The sequence below is a fragment of the Escherichia sp. MOD1-EC5950 genome (assembly GCF_002965345.1).
Taxonomy (GTDB): domain Bacteria; phylum Pseudomonadota; class Gammaproteobacteria; order Enterobacterales; family Enterobacteriaceae; genus Escherichia; species Escherichia marmotae.
The window spans coordinates 24,765-37,976 of the sequence record NZ_PTSR01000030.1; the positions used below are offsets into that span (position 1 = coordinate 24,765).

A 13,212-nucleotide genomic window follows, 5' to 3' on the forward strand; every position below is an offset into this window, starting at 1 on the left:
ACGTAATCCCTGCAATATATTGAAATTGCATGTTTTTGTAGGCCGGATAAGGCGTTCACGCCGCATCCGGCAAGAACAAAGCGCACTTTGTCAATAATCTGAGGCCGCTCAGAAAGCGGCCTTAACGATTACAGCATTGGCTTGAGGAAGCGCGCTGTATGCGATGCTTCACATTCTGCGACGGTTTCTGGCGTGCCGGAGACGAGGATCTCACCGCCGCCGCTGCCACCTTCTGGCCCCAGATCAACAATCCAGTCAGCGGTTTTGATCACGTCGAGATTGTGCTCAATCACCACAATGGTATTGCCCTGATCGCGCAGTTTATGCAGAACGTCGAGCAGTTGCTGAATATCGGCAAAGTGCAGACCGGTGGTCGGTTCATCGAGAATATACAGCGTCTGCCCGGTGCCGCGTTTTGACAATTCACGCGCCAGCTTCACACGCTGGGCCTCACCACCGGAAAGCGTGGTTGCGGACTGCCCGAGACGGATGTACGTCAGACCAACATCCATCAGCGTTTGCAGTTTACGCGCCAGTGCGGGCACAGCATCAAAGAACTCACGCGCTTCTTCGATGGTCATATCCAGCACTTCGTGGATGGTTTTACCTTTGTACTTAATCTCCAGCGTTTCGCGGTTATAACGTTTACCTTTGCACTGGTCGCACGGCACGTAAATATCCGGCAGGAAGTGCATTTCCACTTTGATTACACCATCGCCCTGACAGGCTTCGCAGCGCCCACCACGGACGTTAAAGCTGAACCGTCCAGGCGTATAACCGCGCGCACGGGATTCCGGTACGCCCGCAAACAATTCGCGTACAGGCGTAAACACGCCGGTATAGGTCGCCGGGTTGGAACGCGGAGTACGACCAATTGGGCTTTGGTCGATATCGATGACTTTGTCGAAATGCTCCAACCCCTGAATATCGCGATAGGGTGCAGGTTCAGCAATTGTTGCGCCATTCAACTGGCGTTGGGCAATCGGGAACAGCGTGTCGTTAATCAGCGTCGATTTACCAGAACCTGAAACCCCGGTGATGCAGGTAAACAGACCTACCGGCAGCGTCAGTGTCACATCTTTCAGGTTGTTGCCGCGCGCGCCTGTCAGTTTCAGCACTTTTTCCGGATCTGCGGGTACGCGTTTCTTCGGCACTTCAATTTTGCGTTTACCGCTCATGTACTGGCCGGTTAACGACTCCGGAACTGCCATAATCGCTTCCAGCGGACCTTCCGCGACCACTTCACCACCGTGTACACCTGCGCCCGGGCCAATGTCGATGACATGGTCAGCCGCGCGAATAGCGTCTTCGTCGTGCTCCACCACAATCACGGTATTACCGAGATCGCGCAGGTGGATAAGCGTACCCAGCAGGCGTTCGTTATCGCGCTGATGCAGGCCGATAGACGGTTCATCCAGCACGTACATCACGCCAACCAGCCCTGCGCCAATCTGGCTTGCCAGACGGATACGCTGGGCTTCACCGCCGGAAAGGGTTTCTGCCGAGCGGGAAAGTGTCAGGTAGTTCAGCCCGACGTTAACGAGGAATTTCAGGCGGTCGCCAATCTCTTTAAGGATTTTTTCCGCAATCTTCGCGCGTTGCCCGGCGAGTTTGAGATTGTTGAAGAACTCCATCGCATGGCCGATGCTCATGTCAGAGATGGCAGGCAGCGGTGTATTCTCAACATAAACGTGGCGTGCTTCACGGCGCAGACGCGTCCCTTCACAACTGGCGCACGGACGATTGCTGATAAACTTGGCTAACTCTTCGCGTACCGCGCTGGATTCCGTTTCTTTATAACGGCGCTCCATATTGTGCAGCACGCCTTCGAACGGATGGCGGCGGATAGACGTATCGCCACGATCGTTCATGTATTTGAATTCGATATTTTCCTTGCCAGAACCGTAAAGCACCACTTTATGCACGTTCGCACTCAGGCTGCCCCACGGCGCTTCGACGTCGAACTTATAGTGGTCTGCCAGTGATTTCAGCATCTGGAAGTAATAAAAATTACGGCGATCCCAGCCGCGGATCGCGCCGCCCGCCAGCGATAGTTCCGGATTTTGGATCACTCGGTCAGGATCGAAATATTGTTGAACGCCGAGGCCGTCACAGGTCGGGCAGGCGCCCGCCGGGTTGTTGAACGAAAACAGACGCGGTTCCAGTTCGCGCATACTGTAGCCGCAAATCGGACAGGCGAAGTTGGCGGAAAAGAGCAGCTCTTCCGCTTTCGGATTGTCCATATCGGCAACCACCGCCGTACCGCCGGAAAGCTCCAGCGCCGTTTCAAATGACTCCGCCAGGCGTTGGGTAAGATCGTCACGCACTTTGAAACGATCAACTACCACTTCAATCGTGTGTTTCTTTTGCAGTTCCAGTTTCGGCGGATCGGAAAGATCGCAGACTTCGCCATCAATACGTGCGCGGATGTAACCCTGACTCGCCAGATTCTCCAGCGTTTTAGTGTGTTCGCCTTTGCGCTCTTTAATGATTGGCGCGAGTAGCATCAGACGTTTGCCTTCCGGCTGCGACAGGACGTTGTCTACCATCTGGCTGACGGTTTGCGCCGCCAGCGGGACATCGTGATCCGGGCAGCGCGGCTCACCGACGCGAGCGTACAGCAGACGCAAATAGTCGTGGATTTCGGTGATTGTCCCCACCGTGGAGCGCGGGTTGTGGGACGTCGATTTCTGTTCAATCGAGATGGCGGGTGAAAGCCCCTCGATATGGTCGACATCCGGCTTTTCCATCAGTGACAGAAACTGCCGCGCGTAGGCGGAAAGGGATTCAACGTAACGACGCTGCCCTTCGGCATATAAGGTGTCGAAAGCGAGCGAGGATTTGCCAGAACCCGAAAGCCCGGTAACGACAATCAGTTTGTCGCGGGGGATAACGAGGTTGATATTTTTGAGATTATGGGTGCGGGCGCCCCGAACTTCGATCTTATCCATTCACCTTTCCCGGATTAAACACTTTTTGCCCGGCGGCATGGCGCTACCGGCGATCACAAACGGTTAATTATGACACAAATCGACCTGAATGAATATACAGTATTGGAATGCAGAATCCGGAGTGCTGTGTAACAATGTCGGACCATGTTTGTTTCCCGGAACCGAGGTCACATCGTGGTAAAACCGCTATTGGTAATGCTACAATCGCGCGTTTACACTTATTAGACCGTTTTTTTCAGGAGACACGAACATGGCCAGCAGAGGCGTAAATAAGGTTATTCTCGTTGGTAATCTGGGCCAGGACCCGGAAGTACGCTACATGCCAAATGGTGGCGCAGTTGCCAACATTACGCTGGCTACTTCCGAATCCTGGCGTGATAAAGCGACCGGCGAGATGAAAGAGCAGACTGAATGGCACCGCGTTGTGCTGTTCGGCAAACTGGCGGAAGTGGCCAGTGAATATCTGCGTAAAGGTTCCCAGGTTTATATCGAAGGTCAGTTGCGTACCCGCAAATGGACCGACCAATCCGGTCAGGATCGCTACACCACAGAAGTCGTGGTGAACGTTGGCGGCACCATGCAGATGCTGGGTGGTCGTCAGGGTGGTGGCGCTCCGGCAGGCGGTAACATCGGGGGCGGTCAGCCGCAGGGCGGTTGGGGTCAACCTCAGCAGCCGCAGGGTGGCAATCAGTTCAGCGGCGGCGCGCAGTCTCGCCCGCAGCAGTCCGCTCCGGCAGCGCCGTCTAACGAGCCGCCGATGGATTTCGATGACGATATCCCATTCTGATTTTGTTTTAAAACAATAGATTATATTGTTTTAAGGTAGGTGATTAACGCATCTGCCAGGGATAAAAAAGAAGCCTCCATATGGAGGCTTCTGCATATCACACCAAAATCATTGGCCATTGTGGCGGTGCCTGATTTGTGGTTTCCACTATTACCGACTCAATATTGTGCCAGATTGCGGCAATATCCATCATTGTGATTCCGAGCAGTCCCATCGCGAACCAGCAGGCGGAAACAACGCCCAGACCACTACTGATCACTGCCAGCCCGATATAATCAGACCGCCGAAAACGGATGTTGAGCGAACTAGCCAGAAACATCAGTATGGCGCTAAGAAGCTGCCAGCGAAGAAGAACCACGCCCGTGGTGAGGGTAGCCATCAAACATTTCCTCAGAAAATTGCCAGGCCCTGGACAGCGCGGCATTTCTCACGGGAGGCGTGGTACACTCTGGCTATCGCGGGGCTTTCAGAACACAAAAATGAAACACTTTTGCCGTTTCATAAATTTCGTGAACTATATCACAATTGGTTGTTTGTTAGCCAGATTATGCCGCGACTTTATTACTGCACTAATGATGTGGTTTATTCAGTGATGTCGAGGCAATGTACAATAAAGAAATATTGTAATTTCCTGCCTGACCTGCATTTTTCCAACAAAGCTCTTTTGATATCAGCGAGTTATTTTTATGCAAATAACGATTATAAAGGTATCAATTTCAAATCAGGCAAAAGTGCTATTTATACCGTAAGATTTATCTAACGTCGTCGGTAGTCAAGGTTTTCACCTTGCAATGACCAGGTATAACCAGGCAGGGAATTGATAGAAATGAGTCAAAGTGCACGACGCAGGATGCTGGCGTTGCCGGGCATCATCTTTGTGGTACTCCTTCCTGTTATCCTTTCACTATGGATTGCCCTCCTTTGGGCTAAAGCGGAAGTGAATAATCAACTTCGTGCTTTTGCCCGGTTAGCCCTGGAGAAATCCGAGTTGGTCATTCAGCAGGCAGATTTAGCGAGCGACGATGCAGAACGCTATCAGGGACAAATTTGCACTCCCACTCATCAACAACAAATGCTGAATATTATCCGCGGTTATCTTTATATCAACGAATTGATATATGCCCACGATAACCTTTTTTTATGTTCAACATTAATAGTTCCCGTTAACGGCTACAGGATGGCGTCAGCAAACTATAAGCGTGAACCTGATGTCTCAATCTATTATTACCGTGATACGCCTTTTTTCTCAGGTTATAAAATGACCTATATGCAGCGAGGAAACTATGTCGCGGTAATTAACCCTTTATTCTGGAGCGAGGTAATGTCTGACGATCCGACGCTGCAATGGGGGGTTTATGATACGGTGACGAAAACCTTTTTCTCTTTAAGCAAACAGGCCTCCGCAGAAAATTTTTCACCATTGATTCATCAGAGGGAAATAACCGTACAGCAGAATGGTTATTTATATGCGATAGTTCATTCAACAAAACGTCCCATTGCCGCTATCGTAGCAACCTCAAACCAGCGTATTTTTTCGCATTTTTATAATCACCTTGTATTTGCCTTGCCGGCAGGTATTTTGGGCAGCCTGGTGCTGCTTTTACTCTGGTTGCGTATAAACCAGAAGTACCAGTCTCCTGAGCGTAAATTGCAACGTGCTCTCGAAAAACGGCAACTTTGTCTCTATTACCAGCCAATTGTTGATATTAAGACGAATAAATGTATTGGCGCTGAGGCGTTGCTACGTTGGCCGGGGACTCAGGGACAAGTAATGACGCCAGCGGAGTTTATTCCACTGGCGGAACAAAAGGGGCTAATTGAGCAGGTTACCAATTATGTCATTAATAGGGTGTTTGACGATCTCGGTGCCTGGCTGGCGAAACATCCTGAACTCTCTATTTCAGTTAACTTATCCGCCTCTGATTTTCATACTTCAAGGGTGATTGCCCTAACCAATCAAAAAATCGAGCAATTTACCGTGCGTCCGCAGCAAATTAAATTTGAAGTCACTGAACATGCGTTTCTTGATGTCGCCAAAATGACGCCGATTATTCTGGCTTTCCGTCAGGCTGGTTACGAAGTGGCGATCGATGATTTTGGTATTGGCTACTCCAACTTGCATAATCTTAATTCATTGAATATCGATATCTTGAAAATCGATAAATCGTTTGTTGAGACGCTAACCACGCACAAAACCAGCCATTTGATTGCAGAACACATTATCGAACTGGCACACAGTCTGGGTCTAAAAACGATTGCAGAAGGGGTGGAAACTGAGGATCAGGTCAACTGGCTGCGCAAACGCGGCGTGCGCTATTGTCAGGGTTGGTACTTTGCAAAGGCGATGCCGCCGCAGGTTTTTATGGCATGGGCAGAGCCAGTACCCGCGCATGACGTCATGCGCGGGCAGTAAACCCTAGATCCGGTGGCGATAATCGCTGGGAGTGCGATCAAACTGCCGACGGAAAACGCGGGAAAAGGTCTGCTGTGAGACATAGCCCAGATCCATCGCGATATCAAAAATAGGGCGTTCGGTGGTGCGCAACTCAACGGCAGCCAGTAGCAGGCGGCGTTGACGAATGTAATCGCCAAGCGTCTGATGTGTCACCGTACGGAACATCCGCTGTAAATACCACTTTGAATAACCTGATTTTTTCGCCACCACATCAATGTTCAGCGGCTGGTCGATATGCTCGTCAATCCATGCGATAAGATCCTGAATAATTTTCTGATGGGACATAAATCTGCCTCTTTTCAGTGTTCAGTTCGTTAATTCATCTGTTGGGGAGTATAATTCCTCAAGTTAACTTGAGGTAAAGCGATTTATGGAAAAGAAATTACCCCGCATTAAAGCCTTGCTTACTCCAGGCGAAGTGGCGAAACGTAGTGGAGTGGCGGTATCGGCGCTGCATTTCTATGAAAGCAAAGGTTTGATTACCAGTATCCGTAACAGCGGCAATCAGCGGCGGTATAAGCGTGATGTGTTGCGATATGTCGCCATCATCAAGATTGCTCAACGTATTGGTATTCCGCTGGCGACCATTGGTGAAGCGTTTGGTGTGTTGCCCGAAGGGCATACATTAAGTGCGAAAGAGTGGAAGCAACTCTCATCACAATGGCGTGAAGAACTGGACCGGCGAATTCATACCTTAGTTGCGTTGCGTGACGAACTGGACGGCTGTATTGGTTGCGGCTGCCTTTCGCGTAGCGACTGCCCGTTGCGTAACCCAGGCGATCGCTTAGGCGAAGAAGGTACTGGTGCGCGTTTGCTGGAAGATGAACAAAACTAAAGCGCCACAAGGGCGCTTTAGTTTGTTTCCGGCCTTTGTCTTTCACTCTATCCCGCTGGTACACAGGAGGGTTTCCCCCGACGTCAACACACCTCATTCGAGCACGTGGTGGAGGTTCCGGTTGGTGTTGATACTTTAATTGTATGCCACCGCCGTTTCTTCGCCAGTGCAAAGTGATCCTTTTTAGCCGCAATATTTTTGTCATCTTGCGTGATTTTTTACCGCAAACTTTTGCTACAAGTTGCCTACAAATGCCGTAATTTTGCGCATCGACGATAACGTTTGCGCATCAGTTGCCTGGTTTTTCATCGTCAATACAAGAAAAGGGAAAAAAGCAGCAAACTTCGGTTGAAAAAGCCGCTATGATCGCCGGATAATCGTTTGCTTTTTTTTACCACCCGTTTTGTATGCGTGGAGCTAAACGTTTGCTTTTTGCGACAACCCCGATTGTCGCAAACCAGAAGCAGGAAGATAACGTTTCGCTGGCAGGGGATTGTCCGCCACGCATCTTGACGAAAAATAAACTCTCAGGGGATGTTTTCTTATGTCTACGCCATCAGCGCGTACCGGCGGTTCACTCGACGCCTGGTTTAAAATTTCACAACGTGGAAGCACTGTTCGTCAGGAAGTGGTTGCCGGGTTAACAACGTTTCTGGCGATGGTCTATTCGGTTATCGTCGTTCCGGGCATGTTGGGCAAAGCGGGCTTCCCGCCAGCGGCCGTTTTTGTTGCGACTTGTCTGGTTGCCGGGATGGGTTCTATCGCGATGGGGTTGTGGGCCAATCTACCATTGGCTATCGGCTGCGCCATCTCCCTGACTGCATTTACCGCATTCAGCCTGGTGCTGGGGCAACATATCAGTGTTCCGGTGGCGCTGGGTGCTGTGTTCCTGATGGGGGTGCTGTTTACGGTTATTTCCGCAACAGGTATCCGTAGCTGGATTTTGCGCAACTTACCGCACGGCGTGGCGCATGGCACGGGGATTGGTATCGGCCTGTTTTTGCTGCTGATTGCTGCCAACGGCGTCGGTCTGGTGATTAAAAACCCGCTTGATGGTTTGCCGGTTGCGCTGGGTGATTTCGCGACATTCCCGGTGATTATGTCGCTGGTAGGTTTGGCTGTGATCATCGGCCTGGAAAAACTGAAAGTACCGGGCGGCATTCTGCTGACCATTATCGGTATCTCGATTGTGGGCCTGATCTTCGATCCTAATGTCCATTTCTCCGGCGTTTTTGCCATGCCTTCATTGAGTGATGAGAACGGCAATTCGCTAATTGGCAGCCTGGACATTATGGGGGCACTGAACCCACTGGTCTTGCCGAGCGTGTTGGCGCTGGTGATGACGGCGGTCTTTGACGCTACCGGAACCATCCGTGCAGTTGCTGGTCAGGCGAATCTGCTGGATAAAGACGGGCAGATTATTGACGGTGGTAAAGCACTAACTACAGACTCCCTGAGTAGCGTTTTCTCCGGCCTGGTTGGCGCGGCACCGGCTGCGGTATACATCGAGTCTGCGGCGGGTACAGCGGCGGGCGGTAAAACCGGCCTGACGGCTATCACCGTTGGCGTGCTGTTCCTGCTGATTCTGTTCCTCTCTCCGCTCTCTTATCTTGTTCCGGGTTACGCAACGGCTCCGGCGCTGATGTACGTTGGCCTGCTGATGCTGAGCAACGTGGCGAAAATCGACTTTGCTGATTTTGTCGATGCAATGGCGGGTCTGGTAACGGCAGTATTCATCGTGCTGACCTGTAACATCGTAACAGGCATCATGATCGGCTTCGCGACTCTGGTGATTGGTCGTCTGGTCTCTGGCGAATGGCGTAAGCTGAACATTGGTACGGTCGTTATCGCCGTGGCGCTGGTCACCTTCTACGCGGGTGGCTGGGCTATCTAATCTTTAATAAGATTCTGAAAACGGGTAGCAATTGCTGCCCGTTTTTATTTTCTCCGTACATTGTGTGAGCTTTTGCGATATTCTGAAAAACTGAGAATCCGGGTATAAAACCTTTCTCAAATCATAAAAAACATCGCAAACAGGGAACGCATGGAAATCTTCTTCACCATACTGATAATGACCCTCGTGGTCTCGCTGTCCGGGGTGGTCACTCGTGTCATGCCCTTTCAGATCCCGCTTCCGCTTATGCAAATCGCCATTGGTGCGCTACTGGCGTGGCCGACGTTTGGTTTGCATGTGGAATTTGACCCAGAACTCTTTTTAGTCTTATTTATCCCGCCGTTGCTGTTCGCGGATGGCTGGAAAACGCCGACCCGCGAATTTCTTGAGCATGGCCGGGAGATCTTCGGTCTCGCGCTGGCGCTGGTCGTCGTCACCGTGGTCGGCATTGGCTTCCTTATTTACTGGGTGGTGCCAGGTATTCCGCTGATCCCCGCTTTTGCGCTGGCGGCGGTGCTCTCTCCGACCGATGCTGTAGCGCTCTCCGGGATTGTTGGAGAAGGGCGCATACCGAAAAAAATTATGGGTATCTTGCAGGGCGAAGCGTTGATGAATGACGCCTCCGGCCTGGTGTCGCTGAAGTTTGCCGTGGCAGTCGCGATGGGGACGATGATCTTCACCGTTGGCGGCGCGACGGTCGAATTTATGAAAGTGGCAATTGGCGGTATTCTCGCCGGTTTTGCGGTGAGCTGGCTGTATGGTCGCTCGTTGCGTTTCCTGAGTCGCTGGGGCGGTGATGAACCGGCAACGCAGATCGTACTGCTGTTCCTGCTGCCGTTCGCCTCTTATCTTATTGCCGAACATATTGGCGTTTCCGGCATCCTCGCAGCGGTTGCCGCCGGTATGACCATCACCCGCTCCGGTGTGATGCGCCGTGCGCCGCTGGCGATGCGACTGCGTGCCAACAGCACCTGGGCGATGCTGGAATTTGTCTTTAACGGTATGGTGTTCCTGCTGCTGGGCCTGCAATTGCCGGGCATTCTGGAGACGTCGCTGATGGCGGCGGAAATCGACCCCAACGTCGAAGTCTGGATGCTCTTTGTCGATATCGTGCTGATTTATGTCGCCTTAATGCTGGTTCGTTTTGGCTGGTTGTGGACGATGAAAAAGCTCAGTAACCGCTTCCTGAAGAAGAAGCCGATGGAGTTTGGTTCGTGGACCACACGAGAAATCCTGATCGCGTCTTTCGCTGGGGTGCGCGGGGCAATCACTCTGGCCGGTGTGCTCTCCATTCCTCTGCTGTTGCCGGATGGTAACGTCTTCCCGGCGCGTTATGAGCTGGTGTTCCTGGCGGCTGGCGTGATTCTCTTCTCGCTGTTTGTTGGTGTAGTGATGTTGCCTATTTTGCTGCAACACATTGAAGTCGCGGATCATTCCCAGCAGTTGAAAGAGGAACGCATTGCACGCGCGGCAACGGCTGAAGTAGCGATTGTGGCGATCCAGAAAATGGAAGAACGTCTGGCGGCGGACACCGAAGAGAACATCGATAACCAGTTGCTCACAGAGGTGAGTTCTCGTGTGATTGGTAACCTGCGTCGTCGCGCCGATGGGCGTAATGATGTTGAAAGTTCAATCCTGGAAGAAGACCTGGAACGCCGCTTCCGTCTGGCGGCACTGCGTTCTGAACGTGCTGAACTGTACCACCTGCGCGCCACGCGGGAGATCAGCAACGAAACGCTGCAAAAATTATTGCACGATCTTGATTTGCTGGAAGCGTTGTTAATTGAAGAAAATCAGTAACGCTCTGACGGCGTAAGATAGCCTGACGCAATCGGTAAAAAGGTGCAGTACATCGCACCTTTTTACCGTTGGTCAGGCGACCAGGGACAAACGGAGATTAATGCGCGCGGCCCTGCTCAACGCCAAAGCCGGTCTGGGAACGGATAAATTGCGCACGGAACAGTTCACGCTCGCGCGCGCCTTCCGCTGAATTATCGGTTGCCGAGAAGAACCAGATACCGAGGAATGCCACGGAGATGGAGAACAACGCCGGGTATTCATACGGGAAGATGGCTTTTTCGTGACCGAGGATCTGCACCCAAATCGTTGGGCCGAGGATCATCAACACTACCGCTGTAATCAGGCCTAACCAGCCGCCCAGCATCGCACCACGCGTAGTCAGTTTCGACCAGTACATGGAAAGCAGAATGATTGGGAAGTTACAGCTCGCGGCGATAGCAAACGCCAGACCCACCATGAAGGCGATGTTCTGATTCTCAAACAACACGCCGAGGATAATCGCAATCACACCCAAAATCAGCACGGTGATTTTCGATACCCGCAGCTCTTCACGTTCGGTCGCGCCTTTTTTGAAGACGTTGGCGTACAGATCGTGAGAAACCGCCGATGCGCCTGCCAGCGTCAGACCTGCAACCACCGCGAGGATGGTGGCGAAAGCAACCGCTGAAATAAAGCCGAGGAACAGGTTGCCGCCCACCGCATTGGCCAGGTGAACCGCCGCCATGTTGTTACCGCCAATAAGATGGCCCGCCGCATCTTTATATTCCGGATTTGCACCGACCAGCATGATCGCACCAAAGCCGATAATAAAGGTCAGGATATAGAAGTAACCCATAAAGCCGGTGGCGTAGAACACGCTCTTACGCGCTTCGCGAGCATCGCTAACCGTAAAGAAGCGCATCAGAATGTGCGGCAGACCTGCTGTACCAAACATCAGTCCCAGCCCCAGCGAGAGTGCGGAGATTGGATCTTTTACCAGCCCGCCCGGCTTCATGATGTCGACACCTTTCGGGTGTACTGCCATCGCTTCGCTGAACAGATTGTTGAAGCTAAAACCGACGTGCTTCATCACCATAAAGGCCATAAAGCTGGCACCGAACAGCAGCAAAACGGCTTTGATAATCTGTACCCAGGTGGTTGCTAACATGCCGCCAAACAGGACATACATCATCATCAATACGCCAACCAGAACCACGGCGATGTGATAGTTAAGGCCGAACAGCAGCTCGATCAGTTTACCCGCACCAACCATTTGGGCGATGAGATATAGCGCCACCACCACCAGAGACCCACAGGCCGAAAGAATGCGGATTGGCCCTTGTTTCAAACGGTATGAGGCGACATCCGCAAAGGTATAGCGACCCAGGTTACGCAGACGTTCGGCAATCAGAAACAGAATGATTGGCCAGCCTACCAGGAAGCCCAACGAGTAGATCAGGCCGTCATAACCGGAGGTAAACACCAGCGCGGAGATCCCCAAAAATGAGGCGGCAGACATATAGTCACCGGCTATCGCCAGACCGTTCTGGAAGCCGGTGATATTACCGCCTGCGGTGTAGTAGTCGTTACGGGAACGCACGCGTTTTGATGCCCAGTAGGTGATACCAAGCGTAAACACGACGAAAATCAGGAACATAATAATCGCCTGCCAGTTTGTTGGCTGGCGTTCTACGGCCCCGCTAATGGCATCCGCGGCGTTCGCTGCGAAAGGGAGTGTGGCGGCAAGCGCCGTCATAACTCTTTTCATGACGCTTGTACCTCATGCAGGACTTCGTTATTAAGGCGGTCGAATTCGCCGTTCGCCCGCCAGATGTAGATACCAGTGAGAACAAAGGAGATCACAATCACCCCGACGCCAACGGGAATACCGCGTGTGACGCTGGTGTTCGGATTCAGCGGAGTGCCCAGCCAGCCAGGCGCAAAGGCAATCAGTAAAATAAAGCTGATATAAACTGTCAGCATAATAATCGACAGGATGGTGGCAAACCGTTGCCGTTTTTCGACCAACTCCCTGAAATGCGCATTGTCTTCTATCCGCTGATAAATAGTGCCATTCATCACAGATTCTCCAGAGGTAATGTAGGGATTGTTTTAATTCCCGCTCCCTTGTGGGAGAGGGTTAACGCCCAGGTAACCCATAGCCTGATGCGCCTTGTCAGGCCTACAGCCGTTGCCGAATGTAGGCCGGATAAGGTGTTTACGCCGCATCCGGCAATCAACGCCAGATGCGTCGCTGTCGCGTCTTATCAGGCCTACAGCCGTTGCCGAATGTAGGCCGGATAAGGCGTTTACGCCGCATCCGGCAATCAACGCCAGATGCGCCGCTGTCGCGTCTTATCAGGCCTACAGCCGTTGCCGAATGTAGGCCGGATAAGGCGTTTACGCCGTATCCGGCAATCAACGCCAGATGCGTCGCTGTCGCGTCTTATCAGGCCTACAGCCGTTGCCGAATGTAGGCCGGATAAGGCGTTTACGCCGCATCCGGCAATC

At 52.0% G+C, this 13,212-nt stretch carries 10 protein-coding genes; 5 read left to right on the forward strand and 5 right to left on the reverse strand.

Annotated features, from left to right (window positions below; translation table 11 throughout):
- Window positions 1-128: 128 nt before the first annotated feature.
- Complete coding sequence (uvrA, locus tag BEA93_RS20610) at window positions 129-2,951, reverse strand: excinuclease ABC subunit UvrA (protein ID WP_000357769.1); 2,823 nt, start codon at window positions 2,949-2,951, stop codon at window positions 129-131.
- A gap of 250 nt (window positions 2,952-3,201) precedes the next feature.
- On the opposite strand from uvrA, the gene ssb1 reads away from it, so the two are divergent.
- Window positions 3,202-3,738 carry a single-stranded DNA-binding protein SSB1 gene (gene ssb1 / locus BEA93_RS20615; RefSeq protein ID WP_000168305.1) on the forward strand — a complete coding sequence of 179 codons (537 nt, stop codon included), beginning with the start codon at window positions 3,202-3,204 and terminating at the stop codon, window positions 3,736-3,738.
- Window positions 3,739-3,835: 97 nt separating this feature from the next.
- Here the strand turns inward: ssb1 and BEA93_RS20620 are convergent, their stop codons facing one another.
- Entirely contained in the window at window positions 3,836-4,117 is a 282-nt protein-coding gene (locus tag BEA93_RS20620; protein ID WP_105225011.1) for a YjcB family protein, read from the reverse strand.
- Window positions 4,118-4,564: 447 nt separating this feature from the next.
- Here BEA93_RS20620 and BEA93_RS20630 point away from each other — a divergent pair, with 447 nt between their 5' ends.
- Window positions 4,565-6,151 (forward strand): EAL domain-containing protein, encoded by a 1,587-nt coding sequence (locus BEA93_RS20630; protein WP_016262777.1) that lies wholly within the window; start codon window positions 4,565-4,567, stop codon window positions 6,149-6,151.
- A gap of 3 nt (window positions 6,152-6,154) precedes the next feature.
- Here BEA93_RS20630 and soxS read toward each other — a convergent pair whose 3' ends face one another.
- The gene (soxS, locus tag BEA93_RS20635) at window positions 6,155-6,478 is read right to left on the reverse strand and encodes a superoxide response transcriptional regulator SoxS (RefSeq protein ID WP_000019357.1); all 324 of its coding nucleotides are present in this window, start codon (window positions 6,476-6,478) and stop codon (window positions 6,155-6,157) included.
- Window positions 6,479-6,563: 85 nt separating this feature from the next.
- Between soxS and soxR the strand changes: the two genes are divergently transcribed.
- From soxR to BEA93_RS20655, 3 genes are all read left to right on the forward strand, one after another.
- A complete protein-coding gene (soxR, locus tag BEA93_RS20640; protein WP_000412428.1) occupies window positions 6,564-7,028 on the forward strand; it encodes a redox-sensitive transcriptional activator SoxR in 465 nt (154 codons plus the stop codon).
- A 544-nt stretch (window positions 7,029-7,572) separates the two neighbouring features.
- On the forward strand, window positions 7,573-8,922 hold the full coding sequence (gene ghxP, locus BEA93_RS20650; RefSeq protein WP_000106896.1) for a guanine/hypoxanthine transporter GhxP: 1,350 nt from the start codon (window positions 7,573-7,575) through the stop codon (window positions 8,920-8,922).
- Window positions 8,923-9,072: 150 nt separating this feature from the next.
- Window positions 9,073-10,722, forward strand: coding sequence for a Na+/H+ antiporter (locus BEA93_RS20655; protein WP_000402197.1), 1,650 nt, complete (start codon window positions 9,073-9,075; stop codon window positions 10,720-10,722).
- A gap of 97 nt (window positions 10,723-10,819) precedes the next feature.
- Here the strand turns inward: BEA93_RS20655 and actP are convergent, their stop codons facing one another.
- Window positions 10,820-12,469, reverse strand: coding sequence for a cation/acetate symporter ActP (actP, locus tag BEA93_RS20660; protein WP_000832601.1), 1,650 nt, complete (start codon window positions 12,467-12,469; stop codon window positions 10,820-10,822).
- Window positions 12,466-12,780, reverse strand: a complete 315-nt coding sequence (locus BEA93_RS20665) for a DUF485 domain-containing protein (protein WP_001517575.1) — start codon at window positions 12,778-12,780, stop codon at window positions 12,466-12,468. Before BEA93_RS20665 ends, actP begins: the two co-directional genes overlap by 4 nt.
- Window positions 12,781-13,212: the final 432 nt, after the last annotated feature.